General features: G+C 65.2%; 20 protein-coding genes. 14 read left to right on the forward strand and 6 right to left on the reverse strand.

Translation table 11 applies throughout. The features are described 5' to 3' along the window. Window positions 1-149: 149 nt before the first annotated feature. Together D5084_RS00685 and D5084_RS00690 are read left to right on the forward strand one after the other, a co-directional pair. Entirely contained in the window at window positions 150-1,907 is a 1,758-nt protein-coding gene (locus D5084_RS00685; protein ID WP_128513597.1) for an AAA family ATPase, read from the forward strand. Beyond that, window positions 1,907-3,136: a hypothetical protein gene (locus tag D5084_RS00690; RefSeq protein WP_128513598.1), complete on the forward strand. Its 1,230-nt coding sequence runs from the start codon at window positions 1,907-1,909 to the stop codon at window positions 3,134-3,136. The genes D5084_RS00685 and D5084_RS00690 overlap by 1 nt, the downstream gene beginning before the upstream one ends. Here the strand turns inward: D5084_RS00690 and D5084_RS00695 are convergent. From D5084_RS00695 to D5084_RS00715, 5 genes are all read right to left on the reverse strand, one after another. Continuing rightward, window positions 3,114-3,542, reverse strand: a complete 429-nt coding sequence (locus D5084_RS00695) for a GIY-YIG nuclease family protein (RefSeq protein ID WP_128513599.1) — start codon at window positions 3,540-3,542, stop codon at window positions 3,114-3,116. The genes D5084_RS00690 and D5084_RS00695 overlap by 23 nt on opposite strands. Then, window positions 3,539-4,783, reverse strand: a complete 1,245-nt coding sequence (locus tag D5084_RS00700) for a DNA-methyltransferase (protein WP_128513600.1) — start codon at window positions 4,781-4,783, stop codon at window positions 3,539-3,541. Before D5084_RS00700 ends, D5084_RS00695 begins: the two co-directional genes overlap by 4 nt. Before the next feature lie 67 nt (window positions 4,784-4,850). Further along, window positions 4,851-5,288, reverse strand: coding sequence for a hypothetical protein (locus tag D5084_RS00705; RefSeq protein WP_238382468.1), 438 nt, complete (start codon window positions 5,286-5,288; stop codon window positions 4,851-4,853). After that, the gene (locus tag D5084_RS00710; RefSeq protein WP_128513601.1) at window positions 5,285-6,610 is read right to left on the reverse strand and encodes a recombinase family protein; all 1,326 of its coding nucleotides are present in this window, start codon (window positions 6,608-6,610) and stop codon (window positions 5,285-5,287) included. Before D5084_RS00710 ends, D5084_RS00705 begins: the two co-directional genes overlap by 4 nt. After that, window positions 6,607-7,062 (reverse strand): DUF2924 domain-containing protein, encoded by a 456-nt coding sequence (locus tag D5084_RS00715; RefSeq protein WP_128513602.1) that lies wholly within the window; start codon window positions 7,060-7,062, stop codon window positions 6,607-6,609. The genes D5084_RS00710 and D5084_RS00715 overlap by 4 nt, the downstream gene beginning before the upstream one ends. Window positions 7,063-7,453: 391 nt before the next feature. Here D5084_RS00715 and D5084_RS00725 point away from each other — a divergent pair, with 391 nt between their 5' ends. The 8 genes from D5084_RS00725 (at window position 7,454) to D5084_RS00760 (ending at window position 14,766) form a co-directional block, all read left to right on the forward strand. Beyond that, the gene (locus tag D5084_RS00725) at window positions 7,454-9,703 is read left to right on the forward strand and encodes a hypothetical protein (protein ID WP_128513604.1); all 2,250 of its coding nucleotides are present in this window, start codon (window positions 7,454-7,456) and stop codon (window positions 9,701-9,703) included. A 78-nt stretch (window positions 9,704-9,781) separates the two neighbouring features. Then, window positions 9,782-10,027, forward strand: coding sequence for a hypothetical protein (locus D5084_RS00730; RefSeq protein ID WP_128513605.1), 246 nt, complete (start codon window positions 9,782-9,784; stop codon window positions 10,025-10,027). Window positions 10,028-10,162: 135 nt separating this feature from the next. After that, window positions 10,163-10,849, forward strand: coding sequence for an RNA polymerase sigma factor (locus tag D5084_RS00735; RefSeq protein WP_238382469.1), 687 nt, complete (start codon window positions 10,163-10,165; stop codon window positions 10,847-10,849). An 84-nt stretch (window positions 10,850-10,933) separates the two neighbouring features. Then, entirely contained in the window at window positions 10,934-11,128 is a 195-nt protein-coding gene (locus tag D5084_RS00740; protein ID WP_018303655.1) for a hypothetical protein, read from the forward strand. Next, window positions 11,128-11,463: a hypothetical protein gene (locus D5084_RS00745; RefSeq protein ID WP_155523084.1), complete on the forward strand. Its 336-nt coding sequence runs from the start codon at window positions 11,128-11,130 to the stop codon at window positions 11,461-11,463. Before D5084_RS00740 ends, D5084_RS00745 begins: the two co-directional genes overlap by 1 nt. Next, complete coding sequence (locus tag D5084_RS00750) at window positions 11,463-12,338, forward strand: ATP-binding protein (protein ID WP_128513608.1); 876 nt, start codon at window positions 11,463-11,465, stop codon at window positions 12,336-12,338. Before D5084_RS00745 ends, D5084_RS00750 begins: the two co-directional genes overlap by 1 nt. Window positions 12,339-12,439: 101 nt before the next feature. Further along, window positions 12,440-13,063 carry a hypothetical protein gene (locus D5084_RS00755; RefSeq protein WP_128513609.1) on the forward strand — a complete coding sequence of 208 codons (624 nt, stop codon included), beginning with the start codon at window positions 12,440-12,442 and terminating at the stop codon, window positions 13,061-13,063. A 14-nt stretch (window positions 13,064-13,077) separates the two neighbouring features. Then, window positions 13,078-14,766, forward strand: coding sequence for a DEAD/DEAH box helicase (locus D5084_RS00760; protein ID WP_128513610.1), 1,689 nt, complete (start codon window positions 13,078-13,080; stop codon window positions 14,764-14,766). 8 nt (window positions 14,767-14,774) lie between these two features. On the opposite strand, the gene D5084_RS00765 is transcribed toward D5084_RS00760, so the two are convergent. After that, on the reverse strand, window positions 14,775-15,935 hold the full coding sequence (locus tag D5084_RS00765) for an IS110 family RNA-guided transposase (protein WP_202910011.1): 1,161 nt from the start codon (window positions 15,933-15,935) through the stop codon (window positions 14,775-14,777). Window positions 15,936-16,184: 249 nt separating this feature from the next. Here D5084_RS00765 and D5084_RS18590 point away from each other — a divergent pair, with 249 nt between their 5' ends. The 4 genes from D5084_RS18590 to D5084_RS00785 are packed head-to-tail and all read left to right on the forward strand — an operon-like array spanning window position 16,185 to window position 20,065. Then, the gene (locus D5084_RS18590; protein ID WP_238382470.1) at window positions 16,185-16,595 is read left to right on the forward strand and encodes a DUF6511 domain-containing protein; all 411 of its coding nucleotides are present in this window, start codon (window positions 16,185-16,187) and stop codon (window positions 16,593-16,595) included. Further along, a complete protein-coding gene (locus tag D5084_RS00775; protein WP_128513612.1) occupies window positions 16,592-16,993 on the forward strand; it encodes a hypothetical protein in 402 nt (133 codons plus the stop codon). Before D5084_RS18590 ends, D5084_RS00775 begins: the two co-directional genes overlap by 4 nt. Further along, window positions 16,980-17,747, forward strand: a complete 768-nt coding sequence (locus tag D5084_RS00780) for a hypothetical protein (protein WP_128513613.1) — start codon at window positions 16,980-16,982, stop codon at window positions 17,745-17,747. Before D5084_RS00775 ends, D5084_RS00780 begins: the two co-directional genes overlap by 14 nt. Further along, window positions 17,744-20,065 carry an AAA family ATPase gene (locus D5084_RS00785; RefSeq protein WP_238382471.1) on the forward strand — a complete coding sequence of 774 codons (2,322 nt, stop codon included), beginning with the start codon at window positions 17,744-17,746 and terminating at the stop codon, window positions 20,063-20,065. Before D5084_RS00780 ends, D5084_RS00785 begins: the two co-directional genes overlap by 4 nt. Window positions 20,066-20,203: the final 138 nt, after the last annotated feature.

Here is a 20,203-nt window from a genome sequence, read left to right on the forward strand (position 1 = left end):
CACGTCCGGCTGAACACTTCGATCTCAGGGGCATCTACCGGATGGGACAAAAATCGAACAGGTGCCTGCCCAAGCCGATAGACGCGGCCGCATCTCAACTATAGGCTTCTCCCGATCTAGCAGGCAACTGAACGGAACGGGCCAACCGTATGGCAGCACAAGATAATCAGAATTTGGAGGGCCAGTTCTTCACTTGGTTGAAGACCTTCCTGAAGGACAAAGGGCTGCAGTTCTCCAAGTGTGGCTTCAAGACCAGAGATGGGCTTGGCGAACGCCACGAATTCGATCTCGCCGCTGGGTACTGGAAAGAACCGAACTATTCCGCGAACAAGCCCCCGCGATGGATCTATCGCATAATTCCCGAGCCCGCTGGGCTTCGCGCTGAAAACCCCGCTGGCGGTCCATTCAACCTAGGTGCGATCAACACGGCGCAGGAAGACAAGGCGGGTGTAGTGTTCCGTCTTGTGCCGCTGATCCAGCAGGGGCCGGGTGACTTTGTCCAAGACAAGAGCTTCGAGGTTCACGCGCTATTTGTCTTTCACGGTGCAACCCCACAAGGGTCGTCTGCCGAACCGTTCAATTTCGATCCCGCGACAGGAGCGATGCGCTTCAAGGGGGCTCCTCTGGTGTACATCGGCTGCGGCCTGCTCGGTCTGATGCCGCGCGACACCGAGTTGAAGATCACGGAGAACGGCATGGAGCGCACGATCACCTATGGAGATGTGATCGACGCACTCGCAGCGGACATCAAATGCGCGCCGGCAGGAAATCCAGCTGCTCCAATCCCGGTCTACGATCTCACAGCGCAAGCCGAAGTTGATCGACTCAAGAAAATGGTCGCGGACGCTTGGGCGGCGGCCGGGCCTGCGACGCCAAAGAATGTTGCAGTCGCTGCAGTTGACGGCGACGAAAATGACGATGACGGTGAAATTATTCCGCCCGAGTCTCTCGAGATTCCGGAGAACACGGACCTTCTTGGCATCGATCCCACTGTATATCGCCAAATCAATGCGGCGCTGAAATCGGGCAAGCAGCACATCATGCTGTATGGTCCACCTGGAACCGGGAAGACAACTCTCGCGCGCTGGATTGCAGCAACCCTCACTGGCGGGAAGTGGACCCTCGTGACAGGTTCGTCAGACTGGAGTTCGCAAGACATCATCGGGGGGTACCAACCAGTAGGCGCTGGCGCCGTTGCCTTCATTCCTGGCGTCTTGCTTCGTCGCTTTGATCGTCCGTTGATCATCGACGAACTTAATCGTTGCGACATCGATAAGGTGATCGGTCCGCTTTTTACGGTCTTGAGCGGCCAGCAGACCACTTTGCCCTACAGGCTAAACATCGAGGACAAAGATAGCCCGCAATATGTGATCTTGCCAGAAAGCAAGCCCTCGGCAGAGCCATACGAGTTCGCGCCAGGCCCGCACTGGCGGCTGATCGCAACCATCAATTCCATCGACAAGGCCGCTCTGTATCAGATGTCCTATGCCCTCAGCCGCCGATTTGGCTGGGTCTATGTCGACGTGCCGCGCGACACGGCTGGTTTCATTGAGTCTTTTATCAGAAAGTCTGATCCAACTTGGGCTGGGCCTGCTGCGGGCGCACCTTGTCCGCTTGGCGCTTTCTGGGCGGCCATCAACAAGGTTCGTGTCCTTGGACCCGCCCCGATCATTGATGCAATCAAGGCCGTCCAGGCGATGGATGATGGCGCAGACTTCTTCGCTGTCCCTACGCCCTCGATGCGAGAGGCTTTGCTCGATGCGGTGGACATGGTGTTGCTGCCGATGCTCGACGGGATTGTGGTCCAGGATGCCGACTTCCTTGCGCAAGCGGCCGTAGACGCCTTCGGCCTTGATGCGGACTCCAGTGATCGGATCAAGCGGCGGATGGAGTCGGTTGCGGTCTGATGGAGGGGATCGACCGAGCGATTTCCGACTTTGCAGCAGGAATCTTCCTCCGGCATTTCCGGTCTGGGACGCTTCTCGGTGCTGACCGGCCGTCGCTTGACCTTGCCCGCGATCTCGAACTCCTTCGCGCGCACTGGGCGATCTCAGCGCCGGTTCGGGAGTTCGTTCAATATCTCCTTGCCCATCGGCACGAAGCGCAGGCGCTACTGCAATTCCAGAGACGAACAGATGACGCAGTCGCGCGCGGAAGGATCGATGCCCGGGCTTCGGTTATTGCGCGAAGGGTGTCCGGGCACCCGTCTCTGATTGTCTCGGAAGAGCCTGTGAGATCGTTCAACACGGGGCCAAACCAAGTCGTCGCTTGGGTTGTGCACATGGCCGCAACTCATGCCGAGCGGCTGTTTGCGATGCAGCCCAAGAATTCGGCCTATGCTGCCCTGATCGAGGCGGCGATGACGGAAATTGCAGCGGTGAAGCGGCTTGACGCTTTGCGAGAACCGCTGAAGCACGTGACGGCTGGACGAAGGCCGGGGCCAAACGCCGTAAGGGATGCAGCGCGGTCGCGACGACTGATCTATCGCTATGCGATTGCGGCCTACACGACGTTGACGGGGGTCGAAGCTGGCGACGAAGCCGCGCTTTCACGTGTCCTTCGAAGCACGCTCATCGGGCCGCTTGAGGAGTGGCGTCGTTTCGAATTGGCCGTTGCGGCGGGACTCGGGGAAGCGCTGTCTGCGGAACTCGGCCTTCCGCTGCGTCTGTCTGTACTTGATGCTCGGCCAGGACAGCCAGTCTTGCGCTGCGGGCGGTACTCGGTTTTCTGGCAGTCAGGCGGCGGTCTGTACGTGCCACCTGCGCTGGAGCCATCTGAGCTGCGGCTTGAAGCCGTTCTCGCTGCATACGGGATGGCTGCAGCAGCGGATCGTCCGGACCTAGTAATTGTCGACGACGAAGCTGGAAGCGTGGCGGCCATCGTCGAGGTCAAGTATCTGGCGGGCGATACGGCAAATGCGCGTTTCCGTGAAGCCGCGGGTCAGATCGTTCGGTATGGGCGGGGATATTGTGGCGAAGCCGAATTGCCCTCGCTGATCCGCCGGTCACTGATTGCTCTAAGCCGCGAAGTCCCCTCACTCATCGATGACACAGCGGACGCGCCCCGTGCGGTGGACTTCGCGGGGATACTGGATGGGCGGCTCAATTCTTGGGTCAGGGAGCGCCTTTTTGCTTAAGCCCATTGAGGGTCGGAGCAAGTTCGCCGCGCAATCGCACTTCAACGGCGCGAGCGGCGGCAGCATCTGCAGCGGGCAGCACCCGGACCTCGCAGAACTGCCGGATGTGCGCGCGGCAACGCCGCCCTGCCTCCTGTGGGGAGCGTGGTAGATCAGCAGGGTCTAGGATGCGATAAAACAGGAGGTACTGCGCGAACATGTTGACGACCTGCCCGCTGGCATGGTCGCGGAGCCGCCGCCTGAGCGAGCCTTTGCCGTCGCGTCTGGCCATGCCCACATAGATCACTTCGTCCCCGGCAAAGATGACATACACGCCCGCTGTGTCGGGCACGACCGACCAGTCAGCCGTGCCCATGGAAACACGAGGACCGAAACCGGCCTTGTCGAGTATCCTTTGGATGTTCACTCGGCGGCGACCTTCGGCGCGGTTGCCGTCTTGCGCATCGAGGCGGGGCGTTGCGCACCTCCATCTTCAAAGAGCGGTACCGCTTCCTCGTCGACCGGCCGTGCGCAGGGCGAAGCGATCTCATAGGGCACGCCGCGCTCTTTGGGCAGTGGCTGGACGGTCGGCACGAAGCGAGCCTTTGCCCCGAGCAGATATTCCTCAGAAAGCTCGCAACAGACCCATCGTCTGCGTAGGTTCTCTGCGACGACGCCGGTCACGCAGGATCCACCGAACGGATCCACCACCAAGTCGCCGGGATCGGTCAGGAAGCGGATGAAGTACTCAGGCAGCTGCGTGGGGAAGCGGGCTGGATGGATGGCAATGTTCTCTGCCCGGCACTGATCCTGGTAGCGTCCATTCGATTCCGTGTTCGCGATGGCGAGCAAGTTGGGTGGGACTGATCCGCCATTGTCCTTGCTGAATTTGTCGGAAATGTCATGGCCGGAAGGGCGCAACTTCGCGGTATAGCCGTTCTTCAGCAAGTGCTCCATTGACTTGGAGTATGGCTGCAGAATGCGCTTGTTGTTCGCCTTTGGATAAGGGGTCTTTGCAAGCCACCAGACGGTGTTCACGGCATCCTTGACGCGGACGCGACGCACATTCACCCATTCAGCGGGTGTCGGGAGCTTCGATGGATTCCACCAGTAGTGCTCCTGACACAAGTGGAAGCCGTATTCTTCGACCAGCATCACCAGTAGTTTGAAGTGGTAGAGGCTGCGCGTCGGATGGCCAGGCTTCCAAGCTCCACCGATATCGATGACCAGACTTCCGCTGTCCTTCAGGACACGATGGAAGCCTTCAGCAAATGGCCGAAACCAATCACAATACTGATCGGCATCTTCGTTTCCGTAACTTTTCTTGCGAACGAGGCCGAAAGGCGGACTGGTCATGATCAGGTCTACGCTTTTCGGTTTCGCCTTGCCGAAAAGGTACCCCCGACTGTCGCCCCACAGAATCTCCCCGTTGTCCGTGGTGAGGAAGGGCTGCACGAGTGACCGCGGAAATGTCCGCGCGTTCGTCTCGATCGCACTATCCCGAGTGCTTTCCTTACCCAGATGCTCCGAATGCAGGAAGCGAATGTACTCACTGACGTTCTTGTATCCCCTCGTTGCCGCAGCCTCTTCGAATGCCGCGCGTTCCTCCTCCGTCAGCCGGATGTTGGTAAACTTTGTTCTAGGATTCTCTGCTCTTGGTCGCGCCATTAGTACTTTCCCTCGTGTCACGCGAACACCATAGCTCTGGGCTTTCCGTAACACAACAACCAAGAGGTTAAAGCGTGGCACAAAAACCCGTCCCCTGGTGAATCTGGTCTGTGGCGGTGGTGCACTGGAGCGCGACCCTCTGCTCATCCCAATCGACCGGGTGAGTTTCCATCAGCCGCGCCAGCGTCACCTCCGTTCCCTGCCTACCATCAAGGATCGCCTCGACGATGTCCGGCGCGAACTGGGTCAGGCGCAGGACCCGGGTCATGTAGGAGGGCGCGATTGCCTCGCGCTCGGCCAGTTCAGCGATTGTGGCGAACTCGCCGGATTCGAGCATCCGTTTCCACCGGAACGCGCGCGCCAGCGCCTTGACCAGCGCACTATCCGTCCGGCGCGACTGCGTAACACCCTCGGGCATCTGCATCTCCTTCCGGCCGCCGCGCTTCACGACGCGGAACGGAACATGGAGCGTCATGGTCTCAGGAATCGGCGTGCCGCGGTTCATGCAGCCGCTCCCATGTCTCCGGCCAACATCTCGCGCGCGAGGCTCCCGAGGCCGTCGACCCGGAGCCGCACATTCATTCCTTGCGTGCCGACTTCGACTCGCTCGACCAGCAGCGCGACGATGCGTGCCTGTTCGGCGGGGAAAAGTTCGTCCCAAAGCGGGTCGATCTGCTGCAAGGCCGCGCGGGCATCGGCCTCGGAGACGTCGTCGGCGTGGGCACGCGCCGCCTTCCACGTTCCCGCAACGATCTCGGGCTGGCGGAACACGGCGCGGATCTGATCGATGAGGGCGGCCTCGATCTCGCCCGCAGGCACACGGCCGACGGGACACGATCCGGCGCCGTGCTTCAACACCGTCTGACTGACATAGTAGCGGTATAGCCTGTCGCCCTTGCGGGTATGCGTCGGCGAGAAGGCGGCGCCATCTGGGCCGAACAGCAGCCCCTTCAGCAGTGCGGGCGTGTCGGCGCGTGTGCGGGCGGCGCGCTTCCGGGGGCTCTCCTGCAGGATTGCATGGACACTGTCCCACGTCTCGCGGTCGATGATAGCTTCGTGCTCGCCGGGATAGCTGTCGCCCTTGTGGACCGCCTCACCGATGTAGGCGCGGTTGCTGAGCATCCGATAGATGTATTTCTTGTCGATCGGGTTGCCGCGCGGCGTGCGGATGCCGCGCGTGCCGACCTCCCGCGCCAGTTCCGTGCAGGACCCGATCTCGAGGAAGCGGGCGAAGATCCAGCGGACATGCGCGGCGGCTTCCTCGTCGACCACCAGCTTCCGGTTCTCGACGCGATAGCCGTAGGGCGGCACCCCACCCATCCACATGCCCTTTTTCCGGCTGGCGGCGACCTTGTCGCGGATGCGCTCGGCCGTCACCTCCCGCTCGAACTGGGCGAAGGAAAGCAGGATGTTCAGCGTCAGCCGCCCCATCGACGTGGTCGTGTTGAACGACTGCGTCACCGAGACGAAGGTCACCCCGTTGCGGTCGAACACCTCGACCAGCTTGGCGAAGTCGGCGAGCGAGCGGCTTAGACGGTCGATCTTGTAGACCACCACGACATCTACCAGCCCTTCCTCGATGTCTTCCAGCAGACGCTGCAGGCCGGGGCGTTCCAGCGTGCCGCCCGAAATGCCGCCGTCGTCATACTGATCGCGGACCAGCACCCAGCCCTCGGAGCGTTGGCTGGCGATGTAGGCTTCGCATGCCTCGCGCTGAGCGTGGAGGCTGTTGAACTCCTGCTCCAGCCCTTCCTCGGAGGACTTCCGGGTGTAGACTGCGCACCGCAGCTTGCGGACGACCTTTGCTTTTTCTGGCGACTTCGTCATGTTCGCCCCCTGTGGTTCTTCAGCCCGAAGAAGGTCCACCCGTTCCAGCGCGTGCCGGTGATGGCCCGGGCGATGGCGGAAAGCGACTTGTAGGGCCGCCCCTGCCATTCGAAGCCGTCGGCGGTGACGGTGACGATTTGCTCGACGCCCTGCCATTCGCGCAGGAGGCGCGTGCCCATGATGGGGCGGTCGCGGTCGGCGCGGATGCCGCGCTTCTTCCTGTCGCCGCCGTCCAGTTCCTCGCCCAGCCGTTCAAGCCGCCGGATCGTCTCTGGCTTCAGCCCGCCATAGGCCAGTTCCTGGATGCGATAGGCGATGCGGCTTTCGAGATAGCGGCGGTTGAACGGCGGCGGCTCGCTGTCGAACAGGTCGCGCCACTGCGCCTTCAGGTCAGGCGTCGGTGTGGTCTTGAGCGCGGCGAGGCGCGCGGGGATGGGATCGGGCTTGTTCATGCATTTCTCCGGTGAGTTGGAGTTGCATGACGGCATTGGCCGGGCGGATAGTGTAGGCAACGTTCTCCGGTATCGTCAGATACTTCGCCCTTCTCCCGCATGCGCAACCGAACAAGCCCGAGCGCCAGCAGGCCGCACAGCTCAGTGCGGCGCTCGGCGGGTGTCATGTGGTTGGGAGGGAGCGGGTTCGGGCGTTTCATGTCTCGGTGGCTATGCTCGGTGGTGTCGTTACCGATCAAAAGCCACCCAGCCGCCCGGAACGGGACATCTCAGAGGAACGGGATGCAGAAATGCGAACAGGGAGAGAACATCAGGGCTTGCCGATCACGGATTTGTCCATGATTATCGCAGGTTGAATCAATCGAGAGCAGTAGTTCATTGAGGTGAGTTCATGGCGCGCAAAGCATCCCCGATCGGTCCGCATGTTCTGGCGCTGATCGAGGATGCGCGCGTCGACCTCGCCCGAGCTGCCCTTGCCGTGCGCGAGGGCGACAATGAGCCGGAATTCAAGCTGCCCGAGGACGTTCCCGACCTCGCCGACGAAGAAGCGGTCGAGGCGTTTCGGCAAGCACTTGTCGAGACGCTGTCGGATTTCGACCGCGATGACCTGCGACCTGCGGAGCAGCGATCACGAAGGATCCGGGCCCTCGCCGAGAAAAAGGGCGTCACCTCGCTCACCACCATCGTCGAGCAACAACTCGATGAGACACGGTCGCAGGAGTTTCACCGGCAGCCAGATGAGCTCTGCAGAAGCATCTGGGCATATCTCCATGAACGCGAAACCTTCGAGGATGCGGAGAGCTTTCACTTCGCCCGACAGTTCCGCGACCACGGCAAGCTCTACGACGCCTTCGAGGTCGAACTGGAGAACCAGGTAGCCCTCGACGCGGCGGCCATCGACGAAAAGGCGCTGGCGTCCAAGATCAAGGGCATGCTCGAGCTGAAGCCCGAGATATCCTGCACGGTCAAGGCGCTCGATCTGCCTGCCACCGATACGCACCCTGCGTCCATCATGCTGATCGTCCGGCACGGTGGCCCGCTTTCGAGCGTCTACGATCACCGGCAAGACGGACGGCGGGGAACCATCTACTACCGACCGCCGAACGAGGCGACGCTGATCTACACGCCCTCGATGCGGCAGATCGAGGTCTGCGCGGACAGCCCCGTGGTGCGCCAGACGGTCAGCGACTCCTTCGCCGAAGTTGCGCTAGGTCACGACATTTCCCAGAAACCTCTGACCTGGAAGCGCTATAATCTTTCGCGCTTCCGCTCTTCGCTTCTCCTGCAGCCCCCTGAGATCGAAGGGTACGCGTTCGAGTTCGCGCGCGTCATCGAAGCCGAGATCCGGCTGGGAACCTGGCGCCGCAAGCTTCAGCTCAAGGTGACGGTCGACGATGACATCCAGGAGGTTGCCGACCGATATCTCGGGGCGCGGAACATCTTTCGGCGTGCCGAAGCGTTCAGCCGTATCACCATCGCGGTGGCCTACAACCTGATCGGCGATGACAAGCAGCGGACGCTCAATATCACGATTGCGGGCACGAAGAGCTGCAACCTGCAGAGCAAGCCCGATCCGGAGGAACGCAGCCTCGGCTTCGCGCTGCTGAAGGAATGGGGAATCCTGAGCGCGTTCAGGCAAATCGCGCATGATGACCTTCGCGCGATATTTCCCCAGCTTGTTCAACTCCACGATCGCATCGAGGACGAGGTCAGCGGAAGTTATCTGCTGGAACTCGGGCTTGACCCGAAGCGTCTCATCGAAGGCGGCCTGCTCGAGCGCCGCGACCGTCAGGACGTGGTTCTCATCGAGGACGACGACGTCGACGGGGAAGGCGCCGTCAAGCCGTCGGCGACCGAAGGCATGATCCACGCTGTCGGTCCTTTCGGCGAAGATGTCGGCAAGCGCCCCGCGTCGGATGTCGAGATGTTCGCGGTCAACGCTCAGTGGCTTCACGAGACGCTCATGCGCCTGATGAAGCCGCTGCTGAGCAAGCGGGCGGCGCAGATCCTGGACCCGGACCTGACCCTCGTCGGCGCGATCCAGATCGATGAGGCAGATGTGCCCGTCTATTTCGCCCGACGGCTCAATGATCCCAAAGCGGCGCAGAGACTGGATCTGATGTTGCGCGCGCGGGGCACCGCTGGGGTGGGCATCGTCTTCGCCGCGAGCGAGGAGATGCCGTCACATCTTGGGCCTAACGTCGTCATGCCGCTGCTGTCCCATCTCGCATCGGCGGACGAGGAAATGCTGTTCGCGCGCGACGGAATAGAACTCGCGTACCGAGACGGTCTTTCACTCGCACGCGGGGGCGTGTCGCCGCGGGTGGTTCGGACAGGCAAGCAGTCCGGCACGCTGTTCATTCCTGGCCGGGAGCCGCTTCACCTCGCTGGGAACGATCAACTTACGATCTTCGAGCGCCTGGTGGTCGCAGCCGCGAAAGGCAGTCCCGACGTTCAGGTAAAGGCGCTGATGGAAGGCTTCGAGTCCAGAAGCCCCCAGCAGGCGTTCCGGAAGGAGACCTGGGACAGCATCCGGGACGTCTATATCGGGAAGGGTGCGAAGAACGGATATTGGCGACTGCTACTCACTGCGCAGCCGACCGAAGCCGTGGCCGAGCCAGCCGAGGAAGCGACCGTCTAACAGCGGTCTAACATGCGGCGGGAGACGGTCTAACAAACCGCTGATTACTGGAAGGGCTCCACATAGAGGAGCACTTCCATGCCGACTCCCTTCCCCCCGCGCCAGGCAGCCCCGACGAGCTGGTCCGGCGCCGCGAAGACCAAGCCCACCACCCACAACTCGGAATGGCGCTGCACGCGCTGTGACAAGCTGCTCGGCGTCTGCCGGGACGGCCGCATGCACCTGCGCTTCGCACGGGGGCACGAGTATCTCGTGGGCTTCCCGGCGCAGGCCACCTGCCGCGGCTGCGGCACGCTGAACCACGCGACCGCACCCGCGCGCTGACGCGCGCATTCACCCAACCCCCTGAAATCGCAGAGACGCGCGACGTCCTGACCTGGCCACGAGAAGGCGCCGGACGCCTGGCCGCAAGGCAGGCGTCCGATGTCCTTCGCGTGGCACGAGATCCGTGATCAACTCATGCATTCATCCTCCAACCTTGACTTCCAGCGCAGTTTCGACGCCGTCCGGCGTGAACAGGCCGCCCTTGCAGCGTTCCGGGATCCGGCGGCCCTGCTGGACGGACTGCACCGCACCCCCGGCGATCAGGGCCAGAAGAACCTGATCCTCGCCGCTCTCGTCAGGGCAGCGCAGGGCGACGGGCCCGCGTCCGACTGCGCCCTGACGCTGCTGTTGCTGGCACTCTGGCCCGGCCTCGACGCCATCCGCCGCCGGTCGATCTGGCGCAGGATCGGCACCGCCGACGAGATCGCGTCCGACGTACTGGCGCGCACCACCGAGGCAGTCCGCAGCCTCGACCTCGGGCGCGTCAACTGGATCGCGGCCACGGTCCTGCGCAATGTCGAGCGCGACATGATCCGCGTGCGCCAGCGCGACACGGCGCGCGAACATCTCGCCAGTGGCGCCGATCCCGACGAGGTGGCGGACAGCGGCGACAGCGGGATCGGCGCAACCGGGTACGCACGGCTGAACGACGCCGTTCGGAAGCTGCTCGGCGACGACGCCCTTCTCGTGATCCGCGTGGCGATCGAGGGCTTCTCCCAGGCCGAGGTCGCCGTGGAACTGGGCCTGACCGAGGCTGCCGCCCGCAAGCGGTACCAGCGCGCCATGCGCCGGCTGCAAGACGCCCTCGAGGAAATCCCCTGAACCGATGTCCCGATCCGGTGCCGCCGGTGGCTTTTCCCATTCGAGCGCCCCGAGCGCCTTCCCTCCAACCGAAAGCAGACACGCATGAACCGCACTGCCGATCTGTCGCTCGAGGATTTCAGGCGTCTTCCGGGGCTCTATCGCCGCTGGGAGCTGACCGAGGTCTGCGAGCCCAACCGCAACTATCAGATCGAGGACGCCGGCGCCCATGCCGACGGGACGCCGCTCTTGGCGATCTACGTCGCCGAGCCCGCGCCCGACGTCCGCGAGGCCGCGTGATGCGCCTCTTCGATCACATCATCCCACGGAGAACAGCCATGCCGGACCAGCCGGACGACATCACCCGACTTCGCGCCGCGAGCTACGCGCTCGAAGACCTCCCCGAAACCATTTCCCCGCCACAGCGCCCCGGCGACGAGCCCCGCGAGCCGCTGCCGGTCGTCGAGGCCACCGTCGACGAGATCGCCTTCGCGATCGTGGAGGCGGAGCGGGAGAGCACGGCCGCCTACCGCCGCGCCGACGCGCTGAAGCGCCTCTACAAGCTCGCCCGCGAGGCGGGATGCATCGGCGCAGATCGCGCCGCCGCGGTGGCGATGACGAAGGAGGGCCAGTGATGGCCCTTCCCATCATCGGCGCCGACGAACGGCTCGCCCAACGCAAGGGCATCAAGGGCGTCATCTTCGGCCGGTCCGGCATCGGAAAGACCAGCCTGCTCTGGACGCTGAACGCCTCCACCACGCTCTTCCTCGACCTCGAGGCCGGGGATCTGGCGGTCGAGGGGCTGGAAATCGACACGCTCCGACCCCGGACCTGGAAGGAATGCCGGGATTTCGCGGTGTTCATCGGCGGGCCGAACCCGGCGCTGCGCGAGGACCAGCCCTACAGCCAGGCGCATTTCGACGAGGTCTGCGGGCGGTACGGCGATCCCACAGTGATCGGCAAATACGAGACCGTCTTCATCGACTCGATCACGGTGGCCGGGCGGCTCTGCTTCCAGTGGTGCCGTGGGCAGCCCGAGGCGTTCTCCGAGAAGACCGGCAAGCCCGACATCCGCGGCGCCTACGGGCTGCACGGCCGCGAGATGATCGGCTGGCTGACCCACCTGCAGCACACGCGCGGAAAGCATGTCTGGTTCGTGGGCATCCTCGACGAGCGGCTCGACGACTTCAACCGCAAGGTCTTCCAGCCGCAGATCGACGGCTCGAAGACCGGGCTCGAACTGCCGGGCATCGTCGATCAGGTCATCACCATGGCCGACATCCCGGACCCGGGCGGCCAGCCTCAACGCGCCTTCGTCTGCCAGACGCTGAACCCCTGGGGCTTTCCGGCAAAGGACCGCTCGGGCCGCCTCGACAGGGTCGAGGCCCCGCATCTCGGCCGGCTGATGGAGAAGATCCAGCGTCCCGCAGCGCCTGCCGCCGAACGCCTGACCTGGCCGCCGGTGACCCCGGCCGATCCCGCGCCCGCGCAGGAGCCCGGCCATGGCTGAGCGCCTCTCGCCACGCCCGGTGTCCCGATCCGGTCGCCGGGGTGGCTTTTCCCATCTGACGCCGCTGCGCGTCCCATCCTCCAACTGAAAGGAGCCGCGCAATGTCCGGACCTTGGAACGACTTCAACTCCGCCCAATCCAACACCAACGTCATCCCGAAGGGCACGCTCGCCAAGGTGCGCCTGACGCTCCGCCCCGGCGGCTTCGACGACCCGTCGCAGGGCTGGACCGGCGGCTGGGCGCGTCGCTCCGCCACCGGCGCCGTCTATCTTGACGCCGAATACACTGTCGTCGAAGGGCCCTATGCCCGCCGCAAGATCTGGTCGCTGATCGGCCTCTACAGCCCGAAGGGCCCGGACTGGGCAAACATGGGGCGCGGCCTGATCCGCGGCATCCTCAACTCGGCGCGCGGCGTGTCGGACAAGGACAACTCGCCCGAGGCGCAGGCCCGCCGCCGCATCAACGGGTTCGGCGATCTCGATGGGGTCGAATTCGTCGCCCGCATCGACATCGGCCAGGACACCAACGGCGAGGACAAGAACGAGATCCGCGCTGCGGTCACCCCCGATCATCGCGACTACGCCGCGCTGATGGGCACGGTCGCGCCGCAGTCCGCCGCCGCCCCGGCGCAGGGCCACGCCCCGCAGCAGCCCACCACGGTCACACAGCCCAGCCAGCCTGCGTCCGCCCCCGGCGCCGCCGGTCGGCCGAGCTGGGCGCAGTAGGGGGGATCCCGGCCATGCGCCTGCGCCCCCGCCAGAAGACCTTCGTCGAGCGCAGCGTGGCTGCGCTCACCTCCCGCGGCAACACGCTGGGCGTGGCGCCCACCGGTGCGGGCAAGACCATCATGCTCTCGGCGGTCACCGGCGAGTTGATTGGCAACGGCGCCAAGGCATGCGTGCTGGCCCATCGCGACGAGTTGACGGCGCAGAACCGCGCCAAGTTCCAGCGCGTGGTGCCGGGCGTCGCCACCTCGGTCATCGACGCCACCGAGAAGTCCTGGGGCGGCCAGGTCGCCTTCGCCATGGTGCCGACGCTGGCGCGGGCTTCGAACCTTGCCGACATGCCGCGTCTCGACCTGCTGGTCGTGGATGAGGCGCACCATGCCGTCGCCGACAGCTACCGCCGCATCATCGACCGGGTACGCGAGGCCAATCCCGACGCCCGCATCTTCGGGGTCACGGCCACCCCGAACCGGGGCGACAAGAAGGGGCTGCGTGAGGTCTTCGACAATGTCGCCGATCAGGTGCGGCTGGGCGAGCTGATCGCCTCGGGCCACCTGGTGCCGCCGCGCACCTTCGTCATCGACGTGGGCGTGCAGGACGAGTTGCGCTCGGTCCGCAAGACCATGTCGGATTTCGACATGGCGGAGGTGGCGGGCATCATGGACCGCGCCCCCGTCACCGACGAGGTGATCCGCCACTGGAAGGAGAAGGCAGGCGACCGGCAGACCGTGGTGTTCTGCTCCACCGTCGCGCATGCCGAGCATGGCACTGACGCGTTCAGGGCAGCTGGCGTTTCCGCCGCGCTGATCCACGGCGATCTGGCGGCCGAGACCCGCAAGGCGATCCTCGCCGACTACGCGGCGGGCGGCATCCGCGTCGTGGTCAACGTGGCGGTGCTGACCGAGGGCTGGGACCACCCGCCCACCTCCTGCGTCGTGCTGCTGCGGCCCAGTTCCTACAAGTCCACGATGATCCAGATGGTCGGGCGCGGCCTGCGCACCGTCGATCCCGAGGAACACCCCGGCATCGTGAAGACAGACTGCATTGTCCTCGACTTCGGCACCTCGAGCCTCATCCACGGCACATTGGAGCAGGATGTCGATCTGGACGGCAAGACCGAGGCTGGTGACGCCCCAACGAAATCCTGCCCCGGCTGCGGCGCCGATATTCCGCTGGCCGCCACCGAATGCCCGCTCTGCGGCGAGGCGTTCCCGCGCGAGGACGAAGAGGCCGGTGAAGGTGGCGGTGCCGCGCCGCTGTCGGGCTTCATGATGACCGAGATCGACCTGCTGAAGCGGTCCAGCTTCGCGTGGGTCGACCTCTACGGCACGGACGACGCGCTGATGGCCACGGGCTTCGCGGCCTGGGGCGGCATCTTCTGGCTGGACGGGGTCTGGTACGCAATCGGCGGGGCCAAAGGCGAACGCCCGCATCTGCTGGGCGTGGGCGAACGGACCGTCTGCCTCGCACAGGCGGACGACTGGCTGAACACCCATGAGACCGACGAGAGCGCCTTCAAGACGCGCTCCTGGTTGCGCCAGCCGCCGACCGAAAAGCAGCTGCAATACCTGCCGCCCGAGTGCCGCCATGACTTCGGCCTGACGCGCTATCGCGCCTCGGCGCTGATGACCTTCGGCTTCAACAAGCGCGCCATCCGCCAGTTGATCGACACGGCGGCCTCTCCCGAACGGAGGGCTGCGTAATGCGGAAGTCAAGCAGCTTTGAAGAGAGGATCGTAGGTCTTTCGGCGCTGGATCATGGTCCAGAGCACGGAGACGCGCCGGCGTGCGAGAGCGATGAGCGCCTGGGTGTGGTGTTTTCCTTCGCGTCGCTTGCGGTCGTAGAACGCCTTGGAGAGCGGATCCTTTCGACAGACAGCGCAGAAGGCGCCCTGGTAGAAGACGCGCTTGAGGGCCTTGTCCCCGCCGTAGGTGCGCCGCCAGCCTGCCTTTCGGCCCGACTGCCGGATCACGGGCGCAAGCCCTGCGGCGGAGGCCAGCGCATCGGCCGAGGGGAAGCGCCGGATGTCGCCGACGCAGGCGATGAACTCTGCCGCGAGCACCGCCCCCATCCCCGGCAGCGACTGGATGAGGGCGCCATCAGGGTGGACGGCGAGCAGGGCCGCGAGGTCGCGGTCGAGGCGGGCGATCTTCGTCCTGGTTTCGAGTGCTTCGGTGGCCATCTCCCGGACCAGCTCGGCCATGGCCGCCTCGCCGGGTACGGCGAGCATCTGGGCACGCGCCGCGGCAAGGGCGTGGTCGGCCAGCGCCTCGGCGCCCTGCACATGCGGGGTCTTCGCGAGATGCGCCATGATCTGCCGCTTTCCGGCATGCCGGATCTCGGCGGGCGTGACGTAGCGGGTCAGCAGGACCAGCGGCCCCTTGCAGGTGACGTCGAGGTCGCGCTCGAGCCCCGGATGGATGCTGCTCAGGAGCCCGCGCAGGCGACAGAGGTGCCGCGTCTGCTCCTCGATCAGGTCGCGGCGACGGCCGACCTTGAGGCGGATCGCCGTCACCGTCTCGTCGTCCGGCAGGATCGGGCGCAGCTCGCGGGTGCGCACCAGGTCGGCGATGGTGCGGGCGTCGCGCGGATCGGACTTGCTCTCGCCCCCGGCAAAGCCCTGGCCCGCCCGATTGACGGCAATGCCCGGCGCATGGACGAGCCGGAAACCTTCGGCCAGAAGCGACGCGCCGAGGAAATGCGCGAAAGAGCCCACCACGTCGAGGCCGATGACCGGCTCGCCGCCAAGCGCACGCAGATCGGCCGCGAAGGAGGCGATCCCCTCCGGCGTGTTCTCCACCGCCCGATCGAGCAGCGTCCGGCCTGCCTCATCGATGGCACAGGCCCAGTGGATCGCCTTGGCGACATCCATTCCCACAGAAATCCGCATGGCGATCCTCCCTCGTTGCCCCGGACCCGCATGCCCCGTCTCGCCGGCATCGCCTTACAAAGCCATCAGGGGCATCGCGTAATCAGCGGTCGATCAAGGGCGGCGATGCGGGCGGCCCAGCCCTCCGAGCCATCGGGAACAGCCAGCATGACAGCCATACCCGCATCGCCTGCGCCCAAGCAGCTTCCCACCGACATGGGCGCATTGAAAAGAGGTAAGGCGGCATGACCCATGTCCACATCCACCCCCATCCCGGCCGAGGACCGGCGGCGGCTCTGGCATCCGCGTGGAACGCTCTGTGCTGTCTGCCGGCAACCCACCCGTGGTTTTGGCTGGTTCGATCCGCACCGGTCGAAGCGACCCCGGCCCTCGGTCTGGTTCTGCTCGATGCCCTGCCAGTCCTTCTGGACGCGTTTGGCGCGGGAGCGCTTCGCCATGGTTGACCTGACCGAGGAAGAGCGCGCCGCGATCACCGCCACCATGAAGCGCGTGGCGCTGCTGATGGACGAGATCGGCTGGGCCACCCCGCTTGCCGACCTGACCGAGGCGCAGGTGCGCGCGCTGATCGAGGAAGCCGTCGAGGGCTTCCGCGAGGCCATGTCCGACATCGCCCGGGCGCAGACGCCGGAGGTGCCGTTTTGACCAAGCTCTGCACGAAATGCAGCGTCGAGAAGGACGTCTGCGAGTTCGGACGCCGACGGCTCAGTCCCGATGGTCGGCAGACCTGGTGCCGCGACTGCCGCCGGGAATACCAGCGCGCCTACGCGCAGAAATTCAGGAACCCCGAGAAGCATCGGGAGGCGCAGCGTCGCTATCGCCTGCGCCACGCCGAGAAATATCGGGCCCACAGCATCGTCAGGCGTGCCGTCAAGGCTTGTCGGATCGTCGTGCCGGTCTGGTGTCAGCGATGTGGCTGCGTGACCGACCTCGAAGCGCATCACCACGACTATGACGCGCCGCTCTCGGTCGAATGGCTCTGCTCGACCTGCCACGGGCTCGCCCACCGCAGCTACGAGGGAGGCCAGCATGCTGGACTATAACCGCCGCCCCAGCTTCGCCGACCGGGTCAACGCCGCCGTCGACCGGGCGCTGACCGCCGATCAGGCCACGCGACCGCCCCGCGATTATCTCGGCGGATCCCGACTCGGCCATGCCTGCGAGCGTGCCCTGCAGTTCGAGTTCACGGCGACGCCGAAGGACGAGGGCCAGGACTTCTCGGGCCAATCGCTGCGGATCTTCGCCATCGGCCACGCCCTCGAGGATCTGGCCGTCGCCTGGCTGCGCGGCGCCGGGTTCGATCTCTACACCCGCAAGGGCAACCGCCCCGATGGCGGCCAGTTCGGGTTCTCCGTCGCGGGCGGGCGCATTCGCGGTCATGTCGACGGCATCGTCGCCGCCGGGCCCGAGGGTTTCGGTCTCGCCGTTCCCGCACTGTGGGAATGCAAGACCATGAACGCCAAGAACTGGCGCGCCTGCGTCAAGGACGGTGTGGGCAAGTCGAAGCCGGTCTACGCCGCCCAGATCGCCGTCTATCAGGCCTACATGGAAGGGACGGTCCCCGGCATCTCGGCTGCGCCCGCCGTGTTCACCGCGATCAACAAGGACACGGCCGAGATGCACCACGAACTGGTGCCCTTCGACGCCGACCTCGCGCAGCGCATGTCCGACCGGGGCGTGCGGATCCTGCAGGCGACCGATGCGGGCGAGCTTCTGCCGCGCGTCGCCACCACGCCCGACTTCTTCGAATGCCGCTTCTGCCCGTGGTCCGAGCGCTGCTGGGGGTTGCCGGCATGAGCGACGACGGCATCCTGCACTTCAACCCGTGGATGGACTTCAACGACGGGCCACCGTCCGAGAACCCGTTCGGCTGCGATCCCGACCCCGACCAGATCGCCATCTTCCTCGACACCGTGTTCAGCTGGTGCGAGGGGCTGATCCCGCTCCGCGGCTTCGTCGACAAGGGTCAGGGCCGGGACGGCAAGCCACACAACATCTGGATCCCCGCCGACGACACTGCGCCCGGCAAGCTCGCGACCTTCGCCGCGTGGGCGAACCGCGAGGGGGCGGCCGTTTATGTCATCCCCGGCACGGTCGAGGAACAGGGCCAGGCCCGCGCCGCCGACGTGCTGCAGATGCAGGCCATCGTCGTCGATCTCGACGCGGGCGACATCCCGGCGAAGCTGGACCACGTTACCCGCCACCTCGGCCCGCCCACGCTGATCATCGAGAGCGGTGGGCGCACGCCCGAGGGCGCGGCGAAGCTCCATGTCTGGTGGCAACTGACCGAACCCGCCGAGGGCGAGGATCTGGCCACCCTCTGCCGCCTGCGCGGCGAGATCGCCGTGAAGGTCGGCGGCGACACGCATTTCCGCTCGGCGCACCAGCCGATCCGGGTGCCTGGCACGGTCTATCACAAGCACGGCCATCAACGTCTCGTGCAGATCCGCGACCATCGCGACGTCGAAGTCGACCTTGCGGATTTCGCCGAAAAGGTCGCCGAGATGCCGCCGCTGCCAGGCGTGGGCTTCGTCAGCGACGCTGCCGCACCGACCGCGAAGCCCGGCATCGACGCGGTGCTCACTACGCCGGTGCGCGAGGGCGCGGTCGACGACTGGTCCCGGTTCCAGGGGGCCAGCGCCGCCATCGGCCATTACGTGCGCCTGGTGCACGAGGGCCGCCTCGACCCGTTCGCGGGCTGGGAGGCGATCTGCGGTTACAACGCCGCCATGCTGCGCCCGTCCTGGCCGCTCGATCGGCTGATGGCCGAGTCTGAACGGCTCTGGGCGTTGCATGTGAAGCGCAACGGCCCGCCGCTCCTGCGCGCGGCCCATGTCGATGCCCCGACCAGCCCGCTGCCGACCTTCAGCCTCGGCGCGTTGCTCGACGACACCAGTCCGATGCCCGAGGACATCATCGGGCCGCGCGTGCTGACGCCGGGCGGGCTCCTGGTGCTGGGCGGTGCGCCCAAGGTCGGCAAGAGCGACTTCCTGATCTCCTGGCTCGTCCACATGGCGGCAGGCGTGCCGCTCCTCGGCTTCACGCCGCCCCAGCCGCTGCGCGTGTTCTACCTTCAAGCCGAGATCCAGTATCACTACCTGCGCGAGCGCATACAGCAGATCGCGCTGCCCGCCACCGTGATCGCCGCCGCGCGCGACACCTTCATCGCCACACCGAAGCTGAAGCTGCTGCTCGACGCGGAGGGCGTCGCGCGCGTGGCTGAGGCGATCCGGGCCGCATTCCCCAACGCGCCGCCCGACATCCTAGTCATCGACCCCATCCGCAATCTCTTCGATGGCGGCCCCGAGGGTGGTGGCGAGAACGACAACACCGCCATGATGTTCTTTCTGAAGGACCGGGTGGAGCTCTTGCGCGAGGCGGTCAATCCGGACGCGGGCGTCATCCTCGCCCACCACACCCGCAAGGCCACAAAGCATCAGGTCAAGGACGATCCCTTCCTCGCCCTCTCCGGCGCCAGCGCGCTGCGCGGCTTCTATACATCGGGGCTGCTCATGCACCGGCCCGACGAGGACAGCACCGCCCGCAGGCTGGAGATCGAGCTGCGGAACGGCCCCGCGCTGCCGGGGAAGCTGATCGACAAGGTGAAGGGGGAATGGGTCGAACTGAACCCGTTGAACGAGCGCCTGGTGCGCAAGGAGGTCGGCGCCAAACTCGATGCCGAGCGGCTGCGCAAGCATGATGTCATCCTCGGCATGCTGCTGGATGAGGCGGCGAGCGAGCGCCTCTATACCGCCATGCAATTCGCCGAGACCTTCGAGAACCGGGGCGGTCTGGGCAGCAAGCACACGATCCGTGAACGCCTCAGCGTGCTGGCGACCAAGGGCTTCGTGAAGTTCCTGCGCGACCCCTCGGGGTTCGGCTTCCCCGTCACCCGGTCGCGGTTCGGCTATCTCTGCGTCGAGGGCATGCAGTTCGGCGCGCCCGCCGATCATGTCGATCCGGCCACTGGCGAGGTCACCACGGAGGTCCGTCCGGTCCTGCCCAGCCACTTCAAATGCCCCCAATCCGGGCTCTGCCTCCAGGTCGAGAACCCTGCCGTCTGGGTCTACCCGGAAGGGCTCGAAGACGACCTCACTCATATGAGTGAGGCCTGACTCATATGACAGCGCCAACTGTGCACTCAATGAAATCAACAGGTTACTGGCAAATAAGAGTTAGGTCCCTGACTCATGCCCGAGGACTTCATGAAGTCTTATTCCGCAATGATTTCAGCCACTTGAACACCTCGGAAC

The sequence above is a fragment of the Tabrizicola thermarum genome (assembly GCF_003574395.1).
Lineage (GTDB): Bacteria > Pseudomonadota > Alphaproteobacteria > Rhodobacterales > Rhodobacteraceae > Tabrizicola > Tabrizicola thermarum.